The 15,139-nt window shown below is 71.6% G+C and carries 13 protein-coding genes; 4 read left to right on the top strand and 9 right to left on the bottom strand.

Annotation, left to right across the window (positions count from 1 at the left end):
• Nucleotides 1–63: 63 nt before the first annotated feature.
• Nucleotides 64–465: a winged helix-turn-helix transcriptional regulator gene (locus ACFYWX_RS10495; RefSeq protein ID WP_389423570.1), complete on the top strand. Its 402-nt coding sequence runs from the start codon at nucleotides 64–66 to the stop codon at nucleotides 463–465.
• Here ACFYWX_RS10495 and mutM read toward each other — a convergent pair.
• The 8 genes from mutM to recG all read right to left on the bottom strand — a co-directional run bounded on the left by mutM (nucleotide 438) and on the right by recG (nucleotide 7,829).
• Nucleotides 438–1,298, bottom strand: a complete 861-nt coding sequence (mutM, locus tag ACFYWX_RS10490) for a bifunctional DNA-formamidopyrimidine glycosylase/DNA-(apurinic or apyrimidinic site) lyase (protein WP_389423569.1) — start codon at nucleotides 1,296–1,298, stop codon at nucleotides 438–440. The genes ACFYWX_RS10495 and mutM overlap by 28 nt on opposite strands.
• 174 nt (nucleotides 1,299–1,472) lie before the next feature.
• The gene (rnc, locus tag ACFYWX_RS10485; RefSeq protein WP_389423748.1) at nucleotides 1,473–2,273 is read right to left on the bottom strand and encodes a ribonuclease III; all 801 of its coding nucleotides are present in this window, start codon (nucleotides 2,271–2,273) and stop codon (nucleotides 1,473–1,475) included.
• 19 nt (nucleotides 2,274–2,292) lie between these two features.
• On the bottom strand, nucleotides 2,293–2,466 hold the full coding sequence (gene rpmF, locus ACFYWX_RS10480) for a 50S ribosomal protein L32 (protein ID WP_003951102.1): 174 nt from the start codon (nucleotides 2,464–2,466) through the stop codon (nucleotides 2,293–2,295).
• 2 nt (nucleotides 2,467–2,468) lie between these two features.
• The gene (locus ACFYWX_RS10475; protein ID WP_389423568.1) at nucleotides 2,469–3,113 is read right to left on the bottom strand and encodes a YceD family protein; all 645 of its coding nucleotides are present in this window, start codon (nucleotides 3,111–3,113) and stop codon (nucleotides 2,469–2,471) included.
• Nucleotides 3,114–3,254: 141 nt separating this feature from the next.
• Nucleotides 3,255–4,346 (bottom strand): ATP synthase F0 subunit B, encoded by a 1,092-nt coding sequence (locus ACFYWX_RS10470; RefSeq protein WP_389423567.1) that lies wholly within the window; start codon nucleotides 4,344–4,346, stop codon nucleotides 3,255–3,257.
• Nucleotides 4,347–4,445: 99 nt separating this feature from the next.
• Nucleotides 4,446–4,955, bottom strand: coding sequence for a pantetheine-phosphate adenylyltransferase (gene coaD / locus ACFYWX_RS10465; protein WP_389423566.1), 510 nt, complete (start codon nucleotides 4,953–4,955; stop codon nucleotides 4,446–4,448).
• Nucleotides 4,952–5,539: a 16S rRNA (guanine(966)-N(2))-methyltransferase RsmD gene (gene rsmD / locus ACFYWX_RS10460; protein WP_389423565.1), complete on the bottom strand. Its 588-nt coding sequence runs from the start codon at nucleotides 5,537–5,539 to the stop codon at nucleotides 4,952–4,954. The genes coaD and rsmD overlap by 4 nt, the downstream gene beginning before the upstream one ends.
• A gap of 79 nt (nucleotides 5,540–5,618) precedes the next feature.
• On the bottom strand, nucleotides 5,619–7,829 hold the full coding sequence (gene recG, locus ACFYWX_RS10455; RefSeq protein WP_389423564.1) for an ATP-dependent DNA helicase RecG: 2,211 nt from the start codon (nucleotides 7,827–7,829) through the stop codon (nucleotides 5,619–5,621).
• 170 nt (nucleotides 7,830–7,999) lie between these two features.
• Between recG and ACFYWX_RS10450 the strand changes: the two genes are divergently transcribed.
• Together ACFYWX_RS10450 and ACFYWX_RS10445 are read left to right on the top strand one after the other, a co-directional pair.
• A complete protein-coding gene (locus ACFYWX_RS10450; RefSeq protein WP_389423563.1) occupies nucleotides 8,000–9,826 on the top strand; it encodes an HSP90 family protein in 1,827 nt (608 codons plus the stop codon).
• Nucleotides 9,826–12,753 carry a tetratricopeptide repeat protein gene (locus tag ACFYWX_RS10445; protein WP_389423562.1) on the top strand — a complete coding sequence of 976 codons (2,928 nt, stop codon included), beginning with the start codon at nucleotides 9,826–9,828 and terminating at the stop codon, nucleotides 12,751–12,753. The genes ACFYWX_RS10450 and ACFYWX_RS10445 overlap by 1 nt, the downstream gene beginning before the upstream one ends.
• Nucleotides 12,754–12,812: 59 nt before the next feature.
• Here ACFYWX_RS10445 and ACFYWX_RS10440 read toward each other — a convergent pair whose 3' ends face one another.
• Nucleotides 12,813–14,639, bottom strand: coding sequence for a DAK2 domain-containing protein (locus ACFYWX_RS10440; RefSeq protein WP_389423561.1), 1,827 nt, complete (start codon nucleotides 14,637–14,639; stop codon nucleotides 12,813–12,815).
• A gap of 247 nt (nucleotides 14,640–14,886) precedes the next feature.
• Here ACFYWX_RS10440 and rpmB point away from each other — a divergent pair, with 247 nt between their 5' ends.
• Nucleotides 14,887–15,072, top strand: coding sequence for a 50S ribosomal protein L28 (gene rpmB / locus ACFYWX_RS10435; protein WP_004924906.1), 186 nt, complete (start codon nucleotides 14,887–14,889; stop codon nucleotides 15,070–15,072).
• The last annotated feature ends 67 nt before the right edge of the window (nucleotides 15,073–15,139 follow it).

The following is a 15,139-nucleotide window of genomic DNA, read 5'->3' as shown; positions in this document are numbered from 1 at the left end:
AGGACGCTAACTTCTAGTTAGTGCAACCTGTTGGTTAGCGCTGCCTTCGAGTACGCTTCAGACATGAACACCACTCAGGAGTGCGCGGAGGAGCAGGACCTCCCCTTCAACGTGTTCGCCAAGGCCTGCCCCTCGCGCGGCACGCTGGAGCACGTCACGGGACGCTGGGGCGCGCTCACCCTCGGCGCGCTGCACGAGGGTTCCCTCCGCTTCAACGAGCTGCGCCGCCGCGTCGACGGCGTCAGCGAGAAGATGCTGTCCCAGACCCTGCACGCGCTGGAGCGCGACGGCCTGGTGCACCGCGAGGCCCAGCCGACCAACCCGCCCCGGGTCGACTACGAGCTGACCCCGCTGGGACACGAGGTGGCCGGGCGCCTGCTGTCCCTCATCCACTTCGTCGAGGGCAACATGGCGGACGTCCTGCGATCACGCCGGCGTTACGACGAGACGCGCGGCACCCGCTGACACTTCGGGCAGAAGTAGCTGGACCGGTTCATCCAGGCACGTCGGCGCATCGGCGTGGCACACCTCTTGCAGGGCAGCCCCTCCCGGCCGTACGCGTCCAGGGACCGGTCGAAGTAGCCCGACTCGCCGTTGACGTTGACGTACAGGCTGTCGAAGCTGGTGCCGCCGACGGCGAGGGCCGCGGTCATCACGTCCCGTACGTGGCCGAGGAGTTCGGCCGTGCGGGGACGGGTGAAGGCGGCCGTCGGGCGTTCGTAGTGGACGCGGGCCCGCCAAAGGGCCTCGTCCGCGTAGATGTTGCCGACGCCGCTGATCAACGACTGGTCGAGCAGCGCCCGTTTGATGGTGCTGCGCTTGCGGCGCAGCGCCTGGTGGAACGCCTCGTCGTCGAAGAGCGGGTCGAGGGGGTCGCGGGCGATGTGCGCGATCACGTCGGGCAGACCGTCGGGGGTGTTGTCGTGCAACGACAGGCCACCGAACGTGCGCTGGTCGACGAAGCGGAGCTCGGTCGCCAGTGCGTCGGCGAACCGGACGCGGATGCGCAGATGCTTCTCGTCGGGTGAGCCCTGCGGCTGCACCAGCAGCTGACCGCTCATCCCGAGATGCGCCAGGATCGACTGGTCCGTGTCCTCCAGCGGCAGCCACAGATACTTGCCGCGACGGCTGGGGGTGCCGATGCGGTGGCCCTTGAGGCGGTGCGCGAAGTCGTCGGCCCCGGCCAGGTGACGCCGTACGGCGCGCGGATGCAGCACCTCGACGTCGGCGACCGTGCGATGGGCGACCCACCGCTCCAGCCCACGTCGGACGACCTCGACCTCGGGCAGTTCGGGCACAGGGCTCCTCAGGCAGATGTGCGGGCAACCGCAGCGTACGGCTGACCACGGCGGTCCGTCAGCCGGTCCTCGGGTCTCCTGTCGGGCCGGTGGACGGTCCGAGCGCCCGCCCCTGGTGTGGGGACGGGCGCTCGGTTCGCGCTGTTCGTCAGTGCAGCTCAGGAACGCTGAGTGCTATGCGGAGGCGGACTCGGGGTCCGGGCTGCCGTCGGCCGCTTGGACGGCCTGGGCCGCCTTCGCCGCCTTGGCACGCTCGTCCGCCGCGGCCCGGATGGAGCGCCAGGCGGACTCGGCGGCCTGTTGCTCCGCCTCCTTCTTGCTGCGGCCGGTGCCGGTGCCGTACGAGACGCCTCCGACGCGGGCGGCAGCAGTGAAGGTCTTCTCGTGATCGGGGCCGGTCTCCGTGACCAGGTACTCGGGGACGCCGAGGCCTTCGGTCGCGGTGAGCTCCTGGAGACTGGTCTTCCAGTCCAGGCCGGCTCCGAGGTTCGAGGACTTCTCGATCAGCGGGTCGAACAGGCGGTGCACCAGCTCGGAGGCCGCATCGAGGCCCTGGTCGAGATAGACCGCGCCGATCACCGCTTCAAGGGTGTCGGCGAGGATGGACGCCTTGTCCCGGCCGCCCGTGCCTTCTTCACCGCGGCCGAGCCGGATGAAGGAGCCCAGGTCGAGATCGCGACCGACCTCCGCCAGCGCACGCGAGTTGACCACCGCGGCCCGCAACTTGGCCAGTTGGCCTTCGGGCAGGTCGGGGTGGGTGCGGTACAGCGTGTCCGTGACGACGAGGCCGAGCACGGAGTCCCCGAGGAACTCCAGCCGCTCGTTCGTCGGCAGACCGCCGTTCTCGTACGCGTAGGAACGGTGGGTCAGCGCACGCACCAGAAGGGCGGACTCGAGCTTGTACCCGAGCCGCCCTTCCAACAGCGTGTGGGACGAGGCTGTGTTGTCCGCAGAGTTCTTCTTCGGCGTGGACACAGTGCCTCTCACCAGCCGCTCAGACCTCGAGGACCTGGCGCTTGTTGTAGGTGCCGCAAGACGGGCACGCGATGTGCTGCTGCTTGGGCTCGTGGCAGCGCTCGCACGCAACCAGGGTGGGGACCGCAGCCTTCCACTGCGACCGGCGGTGGCGCGTGTTGCTGCGCGACATCTTCCGCTTCGGAACAGCCACGGCTACTTCTCCTGCTTCTCGTCGACGCCCGCATCGGCGCCGCTCATCTCGTCCTTCTCGCCGTCCGTCATGGTTTCGGCGAGTCCCTGCAGTGCCGCCCAACGAATGTCGACGGCGTCATGGTGGTGGCCCGGGTCGTCCGCAAGGCGTGCTCCGCACTCGGCGCACAGTCCTGGGCAGTCGTCCTGGCACACCGGCTGCATCGGCAGTGCGAGCACCACCGCGTCACGCAGCACGGGTTCGAGGTCGAACAGGCCGTCCTCGAGAGGGAGCCTGTCCTCGTCTTCCTCGGCGTCGTCGGCCGGTTCCGCTTTCACGCGGCCACGGTCGTCGGCGTCAGGGTACGAGAACATCTCCTGGAAGTCCGCTTCGAGTTCGAGCTCGAGCGGCTCCAGACACCTTACGCACTCCCCCTCGGCCTGCGCACGGGCGGTGCCTGTGACGAGCACCCCTTCCATGACCGACTCGAGTCGGAGTTCGAGCTCGACCGGGGTGCCTTCCGGCACTCCGATGACTCCCTGGAGACCGAAGTCCTTGGGAGCGTCGATCGTGCGGGTCAGGCGCTGGAGCGCACCAGGACGTCGCCCCAGCTCGTGTGTGTCGAACACGAGAGGATTGCGGTGGTCGAGGCGGGCGTTCAGGGCCATTCCTGCTTTCGATCTTTCCGAGCTCTGGGGCGCCGCCTCGGTGTTCCCGGGCAGCGTTGATCGCGGACGTACATGCGACCGAAGAGCCAGGATACTGGACCATTCACTCACAGCCCAATCCGGTGTCCGTCACCCCGGCTGTTACAGGCCCCGGCCCTGTTCGTAGGCCCGCAGCTGTTCGGCGCTGATCATGCCGGTGTCGAAGAGGCTGGTCTCGTCGAGGGCGTATCCCTGCTGGGCCTGGTGAGCTTGGTGGTCCTGGTGAGCTTGGTGGTCCTGGTGGTCCTGCTGCGGCTGCTGTGCGGCCTGGTTCGGGTCGTACGCGGCCTGCTGGGCGTCGTAGCCCTGGTACGCGTACGGATCAGCCTGCTGGTAGCCGTACGGGTCCGCCTGCTGGCCGTAGCCCTGCTGCTGATAGCCGCCGTAGGGGTCGGTCTGCTGCTGGTAGCCGTACGCCGGCTGCTGGTCGTACTGGCGCTGTGCGGGCTGTTCGGCCGCGGCCGGGGTGTCCGCCTCCGCGTGGGCGGCGAGGCCGGCCAGGTAGTCGGCGTCGCTGGAGTGCTGGACGGTCGTGAGGTCGTCGGCGAGGGCGCCGAGGTCGTCCGTGGCGGTCCGGCCGTGCAGCTTCTGCCGGCCTCGGCCGACGGCCTCCAGGGTCTTGGCGAGGACCGCTTCGAAGGCGCCGAGCTTGACGTCGACGTACTCGTCGGCGGTGCGGCGCAGGGTCTCCGGGTCGTGGCTGCGCTCGGGGGCGTCCTCGTCCTCGTAGCCCTGTTCGTCGACGCCCGGGCCGGTGCCGAGAAGCTTCTCGCGGCCGCGGCCGACGGAGCCGAGGGTCTTGGTGAGGACGACCTCGAAGTTGGCGAGCTTGGAGTCGACGTAGTCGTCGGCGTCGGCCCGGACCTCCTCGGCCTCCTTGGTGGCCTCGGCGAGGATGCGGTCGGCCTCGGCCTGGGAGCGGCGGGCGACCTCGGTGTCGGAGATCAGGGAGCCGCGCTCGGCGTGGGCGGTCTCGATGATCCGCTCGGCCTCGTGGCGGGCCTGCTCGACCATCTGCTCGCGGCCCCCGATCAGCTCCTGGGCCTGGGCGAGGGAGTCGGGCAGCGCCGCGCGCACCTCTTCCAGCATCGAGAGCAGTTCGGCGCGGTTGACCACGCACGAGGCCGACATGGGCATGGACCGGGCGCCGGAGACCGCGGAGACGATCTCGTCGAGCTTCTTCTGCACGTCCACCGTGTGCTCGCCACTCTCTACAGATGCGTTGGAGACGGACGGGACGACTGTACGGCCATGAGGTTGCCGCCGGACACCGGGTGACGGGCCGTCAGCGGGTCAGTCCGTCCCCAGGCGCCGGGCGAGCGCCTCCAGGACCAGCGGCGGCACCAGGTGGGAGACGTCTCCGCCCCAGGTCGCGACCTCCTTGACCAGGGAGGAGGACAGGAAGCTGTAGGTGGGGTTGGTGGGCACGAAGAGGGTCTCCACGCCCGAGAGGCCGTTGTTCATCTGGGCCATCTGCAGCTCGTAGTCGAAGTCGCTGACCGCGCGCAGGCCCTTGACGATGGCGGGGATGTCCCGCTCCTTGCAGAAGTCGACGAGGAGGCCGTGGAAGGCCTCGACCCGGACGTTGCCGTACTCGGCGGTGACCTGGCGGATCAAGTCGATCCGCTCGTCGATCTCGAAGAGACCCTTCTTGGACTTGTTGATCATCACCGCGACGTAGACCTCGTCGTACAGGCGGGAGGCGCGGGAAATGATGTCGAGATGTCCGTTGGTGATCGGGTCGAACGACCCGGGACAGACGGCGCGGCGCACTTGTGATCCCTCGCTCTCCGGTCCAGTCATCGTGCGTCTTCGCACGTAGAGGCGGCGCGACCGTACCAAAACGTTCCCTCGCCGTAGCGACGGGACCGGACTGCTCCGAAACCGTCCGGCCAGTGGAACTCCCCGCCTCTGGTGCTGCGCTCCACGGTGACGAGGGCATCGTCCGCGAGCCAGCCCCCCGAGCGGAGTGTGAGCAGAATCTCGCGAAGATCGTCGTCCGTGACGGCGTACGGGGGGTCGAGGAAAACGAGGTCGTACGGCTCCTCGGGTGCCGCAGTCCGGATGATCTGTTCCGCTTTGCCCGCGCGGACCTCGGCGCCGGGCAGACCGAGGTTCTTCACGTTCTCCCGGACCGTGCGGGCCGCTCGTGCGTCGGCCTCGACGAGGAGGGTGTGACCGGCGCCGCGCGAGAGGGCCTCCAGGCCGACTGCGCCCGATCCTGCGTACAGGTCGAGGACGCGTTCGCCTTCCAGGGGGCCGCCGAGGAGGGACTGCCAGGTGGAGAAGAGGCCCTCGCGTGCGCGGTCTGAGGTGGGGCGGGTGCCGGTCCCTGGCGGGACGGCCAGGCGGCGTCCGCCGGCTGCGCCGGCGATCACGCGGGTCATCTTGGGTCCTTGGCTGTGGGCGGCATTAGGTTCAGTGTGGCTGGTCGCGCAGTTCCCCGCGCCCCTGGGGAAGTCTCCCTCACCCCTTTTCCAGGTACTGCTCCCTCTCCTCGTCCAAAAGGGCCTCCAGCGCCGTCCGCAAGCCGGGCAGGCGTTCCAACTCGGGGTCGGCGGCCACCAGCGCAGCTGCCTCTTCGCGTGCCTCCGCGATGATCTCCTCGTCCTCGATGACCGCCAGGACGCGGAGCGAGGTGCGGGCGCCGGACTGGGCCTGGCCGAGGACGTCGCCCTCGCGGCGTTGTTCGAGGTCGATGCGGGAGAGTTCGAAGCCGTCGAGGGTGGCGGCGACGGCGTTGAGGCGTTGGCGGGCGGCGCTCGCCTCGGGCATCTCGGTGACCAGGAGGCACAGGCCGGCCGCCGAGCCGCGGCCGACCCGGCCGCGGAGCTGGTGCAGCTGGGAGACGCCGAAGCGGTCGGCGTCCATGATCACCATCGCGGTGGCGTTCGGGACGTTGACGCCGACCTCGATGACGGTCGTGGCGACCAGGACGTGGGTCTCACCGGCGGCGAAGCGGCGCATGACCGCGTCCTTGTCGTCGGGGTGCATACGACCGTGCAGAACCTCCACCCTGAGCCCCTGGAGGGGACCTTTGGTGAGCTGGTCGGCCACGTCGAGGACGGCGAGCGGGGGCCGCTTCTCGGCCTCGTCCTCGGCGGACTTCTTCTGCTTCTTCGGGTCGTCCTCCTCGTCCCCGATGCGGGGGCAGACCACGTACGCCTGGTGTCCGTTCTCGACCTCCTCGCGCACCCGTTCCCAGGTCCGGGCCAGGAAGTGGGGCTTGTCGGCGGCCGGGACGACATGGCTGGCGATCGGCGAGCGGCCGGCCGGGAGCTGGTCGAGGACGGAGGTCTCCAGGTCGCCGAAGACCGTCATGGCGACCGTGCGGGGGATGGGCGTGGCGGTCATGACGAGCAGGTGCGGCGGCTGTTTGCCCTTGCCGCGCAGGGCGTCGCGCTGCTCGACCCCGAAACGGTGCTGCTCGTCCACCACGACCAGGCCGAGATCGTGGAACTGCACCTTGTCCTCGATCAACGCGTGCGTGCCGATCACGATCCCGGCCTCTCCGGTGACCAGGTCGAGCAGCGCCTGCCGGCGCGCGGCCGCCCCCATGGAGCCGGTGAGCAGCACCACCTTGGTGGCCTGCTCGGCCCCGCCCAGCATTCCGCCCTCGGCGAGCTCGCCCATCATCTCCACGACCGAGCGGTGGTGCTGCTGGGCGAGCACTTCGGTGGGCGCGAGCATGGCGGCCTGACCCCCGGCGTCGACGACGGCGAGCATGGCGCGCAGGGCCACCATCGTCTTCCCGCTTCCGACCTCCCCCTGCAGCAGCCGGTGCATCGGATGCTCGGTGGCCAGGTCGTCGAAGATCTCCTTCGACACCTTCTGCTGGCCCTCGGTGAGAGTGAAGGGCAGGCGGGCGTCGAAGGCGGTGAGGAGGCCGTCGGGGGCCGGTTTCCTCGGTACCGCCGGGAGTTGGGCGTCGGCGTGGCGGCGCCGGGCCAGGGCCACCTGGAGGACGAAAGCCTCGTCCCACTTGAGGCGGGAGTGGGCGTCGGCGATGTCGGCCTTGGTGTGGGGGCGGTGGATCTTGATCAGGGCCTCGGGGAGGGAGACCAGGCCGCGGCCCTCGCGGAGGGAGCCGGGGAGGGGGTCGACGGCCTCCTGGGCGCTGGGCAGGACCGTCTGGACCGCCTTGCCGATCTTCCAGGACTCCAGCTTGGCGGTGGCGGGGTAGATCGGGATCAGGGCTCCGGCCCAGGTCTCGACGGACTCCGCCGCGCCATCGGTGTCGCCTCGCAGCAACTCGTAGGCCGGGTGAGCGAGTTGGAGACGGCGGTTGAAGAGTGAGACCTTGCCGGCGAACATCGCGCGGGTGCCGGGCAGGAGCTCCTTGTGGGGCTTGTGAACGCCGTTGCCGAAGAAGACGAGTTGGAGGCGGCCGCTGCCGTCCGTGATCGTGACTTCCAGGCGCTGGCCCTTGCCGCGGGGGGCCTTGGCCGAGGCGAAGGTGTGCAGACGGGCGTCGGCGACCTGAGCGACCACCGTGACGTGCTCGTCCATGGGGAGGTCGGCGAGGTGGGTGAGCTGGCCGCGCTCCTCGTACCTGCGCGGATAGTGGTGCAGGAGGTCGCCGACGGTGTGCAGGCCGAGGTGCTCGGCCATCACCTTCGCGGTGGCGGGGCCGAGCACCTTCTTCAGTGGTTCTTCCAGTGCGGGCACGAGATCCATTGCACACCACAGCACTGACATTGCCGTATACATACCGGGAAACCCCTGGTCAGCCCGCTCGTTCGGGCCCTAGGATGACGCGCTCCGGCCATCCCTCCCCGCGGTCACCGCCTCACACGGGACCGCCCGACCCCGCGCCGTCGCGATCTCCCCCCACCGGCGCTGCGACGATGGACTACCAGACCTCACAGTCATCCCAGGCATCACAGTCACCTCATACGTTCCAGGTCGACCTGCGTGGTCTGGTGGACCTGCTGTCCCATCACCTCTACTCCAGTCCCAAGGTCTACCTGCGCGAACTGCTGCAGAACGCCGTGGACGCCATCACCGCCCGGCGCGCCGAGGAGCCCGACGCCCCGGCGCGGGTCCGGCTGTACGCGGACGGCGGTGCCCTGCGCGTGGAGGACTCCGGCGTCGGGCTCACCGAGTCGGACGTGCACAGCCTGCTCGCGACCATCGGCCGCAGCTCCAAGCGCGCCGAGGGGCTGCAGGAGGCCCGCTCCGACTTCCTCGGGCAGTTCGGCATCGGGCTGCTGGCGTGTTTCGTGGTCGCCGAGCGGATCCGGGTCGTCAGCCGCAGTGCCCGTACTCCGGGCGCCCCTCCGGTGGAGTGGACGGCGCGCGACGACGGCTCGTACACCGTGCGCACGCTCCCGGACGAGGAGCGTCCCGAACCGGGCACCACCGTGCACCTGGTGGCGCGGGCCGGGGCGGCGGAGTGGCTCGCGCCGGAGCGGGTGCGCGCGCTGGCGCGGGACTTCGGGTCGCTGCTGCCGTACGACGTCCAGGTGGACGGCGAGGCGGTCACCGACCTCCCGGCGCCCTGGGACCGGTCGTACCCCTCCCCCGCCAACCGCCGGGTGGCCCTGGCACGGCACTGCCACGACCTGTTCGGCTTCACCCCGCTGGACTCGATCGACCTGGACGTGCCGCTCGCCGGGATCCGGGGCGTGGCGTACGTCCTGCCGTCGGCGGTCAGTCCGGCCCAGCGGGCGGGTCATCGGGTGCACCTGAAGGGCATGCTGCTGACCGAGCGCGCCGAACAACTGCTGCCCGACTGGGCGTTCTTCGTGCGCTGCGTCCTGGACACGGACAGTCTGCGGCCCACGGCCTCGCGCGAGTCGCTGTACGAGGACGAGACGCTGGCGGGTGTGCGCGAGGCACTGGGCGAAAGGATTCGGTCCTGGCTCACGGGTCTGGCGGCGGGTGATCCGGAGCGGCTCGCGGCCTTCCTGTCCGTGCACCACCTGGGTGTGAAGTCCCTGGCGCGGCACGACAAGGAGATGCTGCGCACGATGCTGCCGTGGCTGCCCTTCGAGACGTCCGACGGGCGGCTGTCCCTGGAGGAGTTCGCGCAGCGGCACCCGGTCGTGCACTTCACGCGGAGCGTCGAGGAGTACCGGCAGGTCGCGCCGATCGCGTCCGCGCAGGGCGTCGGGGTGATCAACGGCGGTTACACGTACGACAGTGAGCTGGTCGAGGCATTGCCGTCGGTGCGGCCGGGGACGGTCGTCGCCGAGTTGGACGCCGACACCGTGACCGCCCACCTGGACACGGTGGATCCGGCCGTGGAGCTGGCGCTGTCGGGGTTTCTGGCGGCCGCGCGGGCGAAGCTGGATCCGCTGGGCTGCGACGTCGTCCTGCGGGCCTTCCATCCGCTGTCCGTGCCCGCTCTGCACCTGGACGACCGGGCGGCCCGGCACGAGCAGGCCCGGGCGGAGGCCGAGGCGCAGGCCGACGACCTGTGGGCGGGCATCCTCGGCTCGCTGCGCGGCAGCGCCCCACGCGCGCGTCTGGTGCTCAACCATCTCAACCCGCTGATCCGCAGGATCAGTTCCCTGCACGACCCGGAGCTGATCGGCACCGCAGCTGAGTCCCTGTACGGGCAGGCGCTGCTGATGGCGCAGCGCCCGCTGCGGCCCGCCGACTCGGCGCTGCTGAACCGGGCGTTCATCGGCCTGCTGGAATGGGCCACGCACGGCGAGGACGGCCACTGATGAGTGAGATCACGGACTTCGACTCCCTGCGCCGGGCTATGGCGGAGAACTCCGAGCAGCCGGAGGGTCCTGCCCGCAACGCGCGCGCGGAGCAACTGCTCGTCGAGGCCGAGAAACTGGACGTCCCGCTCGCGGTGATCGAGGCGCTCGGGCACCAGCTGAAGGTCTACAACTACAGCTCCGAGAAGGACAAGATGTTCGTCCCGTTCGCGCGCCTGCTGCGCCTGTGGGACGAGCGGCCCGAGGACTTCGACGAGTACGAGACGCACTCGCTGCACTGGGTCTTCAAGTGGATGTCGTCCGGCATGCTCGACCAGCCGCACGTTCCGCTCGCGTCGATCGAGAAGTGGCTCGGCGAGATGGAGCACCGCTACCGGTTGGCCGGGCACTCGGAGCGGGCGGTGCGCAGCGCCGAGTTCAGCGTGGCCGCGCATGTCGGGGACGTGGCGCGGGCCGAGCGGGCGTTCGCGGCCTGGCTGGCCGCCGATCGCGACAGCATGGCCGACTGCCATGCGTGCGAACTGCACGGGCAGGGCTGGTGGCAGGCGGAGCGGGGCCGCGGCGCTCAGGCGCTTGAGTTGTGGGGGCCGGTGCTGGAGGGCGAGTTCGGTTGCGCCCACGAGCCGCACACCGTCCTCGCGTCCTCCCTGGTGCCCCTGGTGCGGCTGGGCCGCCTGGAGGAGGCGCGCGGCAACCATCTGCGGGGCTTCCGGCTGGTGCGGCCCATGGAGAGCATGCGCGGCGCCTACGCGGACCATGTGGAGTTCTGCACGCTGACCGGCAATGAGGCACGTGGTCTGGAGCTGCTGGCGGAACGGCCGGCGTACTTCACCGACGACGGGCATCCGCGCAGCAAGCTGGACTTCCTGACGGTGGTGGTCCTGCTCATGGACCGCCTGTCCACCCTCGGCATGGGTGGTCAGCGGGTGCCCGGTCCCGCGGGCCGCACGTGGACCGCGCGGGAGCTCGCCGAGCACGCGCGCGTGGAGGCCCTCGCGCTGGCCGGACGCTTCGACGCGCGCAACGGCACGTCGTACGTCAGTGAGCGGGCCCGCGCGCGTATGGCGCAGGAACCCCTGGTGGAGCGGCTGCCGCTGGGCGTGCGTACGGCGCGGCCGGCCGCCCCGGCGGTGGTCGCGCCGTCGGCTCCGGCGCCGGAGGAGGCCACCGAACCGGACCTGCCCGCCCTGATCGCGGAGGCGCGGCGCCGGTCGGACACCCTTCAGCCGAACGCCGTCGAGGCGTGGGCGGCCCTCGCGCGGGCCGCGAAGGACATCGAGCTGGAGGCGCGCGACCGCGCGGAGATCGCCGATCACCAGGCGATGGACCTCGGTCCCGAGGGCGCCGAGCTGTTCGCGCGCGCGGCGGAGCTGTACACGGAGGCGGGCGACCCCGGCGAGGCCCTGGCGGCACACGCGCGTGCGGCCTACGTCCGCGCACTCGCCGGCGATGTCGACGGGGCGCTCGCGGCGATCGTCGAGCCGTACGACCAGGTGCTCGCGCTCTACGCCGACGAGGGCACGGGTGTGCGGCAGACGGCGTCGGTGCTGATGGCGCGGGCGCGGATCGTGATGCGGCGGGTGCACGAGGCCGAGGGCCCGGTGGCGGAAGGCGTCCTGACCGACGCGCGCACGGCCGCGCGTGAGGTGCTGGCACTGGTCGACGGGCGGGCCGGGGACGACGTACGGCTCGCCTCGCGGGTCGCGGAGGCCCAGGCGATGCTCGCGGAGGTCGCCGCGCACGCGGGGGACGCGGAGACGGCCGCGGAGCTGTTCGCGCGGGCCGCGTCGGGGTTCGTCGAGGCGGGACTGCCGTGGTTCGCGGTGGAGTACGAGGCCCGCCTTGCCGGTCTCGCGCACCACCTCGGCGACACGGTGCAGGCGGAGCGGGCACTGCGGGCGGCCCTGGAGCACGGCGGGCCGCACCTGGAGGCGATCGGTCGCGCCCAGCTGCATCTGCAGCTCGCCGAGGTCGTGGGCGGCCTGGGCCGGGCGGACGAGGCCGCCGAGCACGCCCTGGAGGCGGCGCACTGGGCCGACGAGGCGGGCGAGGGGCCGACGCTCGGCGCGTGGGCCCGCCAGCAGCTCGGCGGGCTCCTGCTGCGCCTCGGGCGGTTCGCCGAGGCCGCGGAGGTGCTGGAGTCGGCGCTGTCCGACCTGAGCGCCGAGACGCACGGCGACGGCGCGGTCGTCCAGACGCAGTGGTGGCTCGGCGACTGCCTGAGCGAGCTCGGCGAGCACCGCGCGTCCGCGGAACGCCGGCTCCAGGCCGCCGAGATCGCCCGGCACTGGCCCGAGCAGCACGACCACGCGACCCTCGCGCACCTGGCCGCCGAGTCCCTGGGGCAGGCGGAGCTGCACGCCGAGGCGGACCAGGCGTACACGCGCGCGGGTGAGCTGTGGCGCTCGCTCGGCAACGTCCACGGCCTGGTCCGCTCCCTGCGCGCCCGCGCGTGGCTGGCGCTGCGCACCGAGGACGGGGCGGACGGGGCACGGGAGTTGATGGCGGCCGCCGTCCGCGAGTGCGTGGCCGCGCGGGAGACGGCGGACGACGAGGAGGCCCGGCAGCGGCTCACCGCCGAACTGGGGCACACCCACCGTCAGTTCGGCGACCTGCTCGCCCGTTCCGTCGCCGAGGACGCCGAGGACGGCTCGATCCAGGGCGTGTTCCAGGAGGGCCTGGCACGCCTGACGGAGGCCATAGACGTCTTCGCCTCCCTCGGGGACGGTGCCCTGGACAGCCGCACCGGCGCCGAGCTCGCCGCGGGCTGGCTGGAGGCCGACCTGGGCCACACGGCACAGGCGACCGCACGCGCGCGTGCGGTGCTGGCGGCGTACGCGGGAGCGGGCGACGACGGGACGGCGGGGGCGCGGTGCGCGGAGGCCGAGCAGCTGCTTCAGGTGGTGGCGGAGCAGGGGGCGGAGTAGGCGAGGAGTAGGGGCGGGGCAGAAGGTGGATCAGGGGTGGATCACGCGACCTGCTCGGCCTACTCGACCCCGATGAGCAGCAGCGCCCCCTGCCGTCCGCCCCGGTACACCACCGTGTCGACGGCCAGGTACGCCTCCCGCACCCGTGCCTCCAGGTGCTCGGCGATGCCTTGGGGTGCCTCGTCGCCGAGGACGAGGGTGACGAGCTCTCCGCCCGCCGCGAGCATGCGGTCCAGGACGGTCGCCGCGGTGGCGGTGACGTCCGAGCCGATCACGGCCACGTCGCCGTCGACGAGGCCGAGGACGTCTCCGGCCTGGCAGATGCCGGCCATGGTCCAGGACTGGCGTTCGGCGACGGCGACCTCGGCGTAGCGGGTGGCGCCGGCCGCGGAGGTCATCGCGACGACGTCCTCGTCGAAGCGGCGGTCGGGTTGGTGGACGGCGAGCGCGGCGATGCCCTGGACCGCGGAGCGGGTGGGGATCAGGGCGACGCGCACGCCGTCCGCGCGGGCCTGCTCGGCCGCGGCGGCCGCGGTGTGGCGCAGCTCGGCGTCGTTGGGCAGCAGCACGACCTCGCGCGCGTGGGCACGCCGTACGGCCTCGACGAGCTCCCCGCTCGCGGGCGCCTCCCCTGGGCGCGCGAGCACGGTGGTCGCGCCCGCCTCGGTGTACAGCCCGGCCAGGCCCTCGCCGGGCACGACGGCGACGACGGCCCGCTGGGTCCGCTCCCGGGGCGGCCGCTCTCCCCCGCGCGTGTGCACGTCGCCGAGCCCGAAGTGCGTGATCCGGATCCGGTGCGGCCGCCCGGCCTCGACGCCCGCCTCCACGGCGGCTCCCGCGTCGTTCACGTGCACGTGGACGTTCCACAGCCCGTCGCCGCCGACCACGACGAGCGAGTCCCCGAGGCCGTCGAGCCGCTGCCTGAGCCTCGCCACGGCCGCGTCCTCGGCCTCCAGGAGGTAGATCACCTCGAACGCGGGCCCACCCTCCTCCGGCTCGGCGGGGCCGTCCGCACACTCCCCGACTGCGGCCATCCCGATGTGAGGCTCCGCCACGCCTGCGTGAACGCCGTCCACGTCTCGTTGATCGGCGAGATAAGGCCCTGCGTCTTTGTGATCGGCCTCCACGCCATCGTGATCGTCTTCCCCACGCGCGTGCCCCCCGAAGCCCCCCACGGCCACTGTGGACACCGCCCCCGGCGCCTCCCCCGTGAACGTCTCGACCAGCGCCCCGAGGACCGCCACCAAACCCCGCCCGCCCGCGTCGACCACCCCGGCCCGCTCCAGGACGGTCAGCTGGGCAGGGGTCGCGGCCAGGGCCGTGCGGGCCCCCTCGTAGGCCGCCCGTGCGACCGTCCCGCAGTCGCCCTCCGCTCCCTGGGCCGCGTCGGCGGCGGCCGAGGCGACCGACAGGACGGTGCCCTCGACGGGGTGGGCCACGGCCTGTCGGGCGGAGTCGGCGGCGTGCCACAGAGCCAGCCGCAGCCCCGGTCCGTCGGTGTGCGCGGTGTCGTCGTCCGCGGCGAGCACCTGGGCCATGCCGCGCAGTAGCTGCGCGAGGATCGTCCCGGAGTTCCCGCGCGCGCCGATGAGCGCGCCGTGCGCCATCGCGCGCACGGTGTCGGCGAGCAAAGGACCCTCGTCGTCACCGGACCCCTCACCGGAACCGCTCGCGGCGCCGACCCCGTGCCCCGCGAACACCGCCTCGACAGCGGTCACCGCCGATTCGACGGTCAGGTAGAGGTTCGTTCCGGTGTCCCCGTCCGCGACCGGATACACGTTGATCGCGTCGATCTCCTCGCGCGCCCGCCCCAGCGCTCCGAGCGCCAGACCGCACCAGGTGCGCACCGCGAGAGCATCGAAGAATGTCTGCGGCACCTGCGCCACCTGCGCCTCCCTGATCTGCTGGACTGGACGCAGCGTAGACCCCGGGCCGGTGCCCACCGGAAGAGGGCCGGGAGAGGGACCCGGGCCGGTCATGGTAGTTTCGTTGTGCTGGCGCAGTCGTTGTATGCTGCTCCGGTTGCCCGATCCACATCGGGCCATTCCCCTGGCAGCGCCACTCAGATCCTCGATCCTGATCCCGGCATGCCGGGATCAACCGTAAGTGCATCTGAAGTCTTTGGAGTGACCGGTGGCTGCCAACTGCGACGTCTGCGGCAAGGGGCCGGGCTTCGGCAACAACATCTCGCACTCGCACCGCCGTACGCCCCGTCGCTGGAACCCGAACATCCAGCGCGTGCGTACCGTGGTCGGTGGGACGCCGAAGCGCGTGAACGCTTGCACCTCGTGCATCAAGGCCGGCAAGGTCTCGCGCTGACGCACATCCCCCACATCTCGACTTGCTCGAGGCGGGGGGGACCCCCATCGCGCGCGGCCACTGCTGG

Origin of the sequence: Streptomyces sp. NPDC002888 (assembly GCF_042888465.1) — a bacterium.
GTDB lineage: Bacteria > Actinomycetota > Actinomycetes > Streptomycetales > Streptomycetaceae > Streptomyces.
The sequence above is the reverse complement of the archived record's forward strand: the minus strand, read 5'-3'. Positions and strand labels throughout refer to the sequence as shown.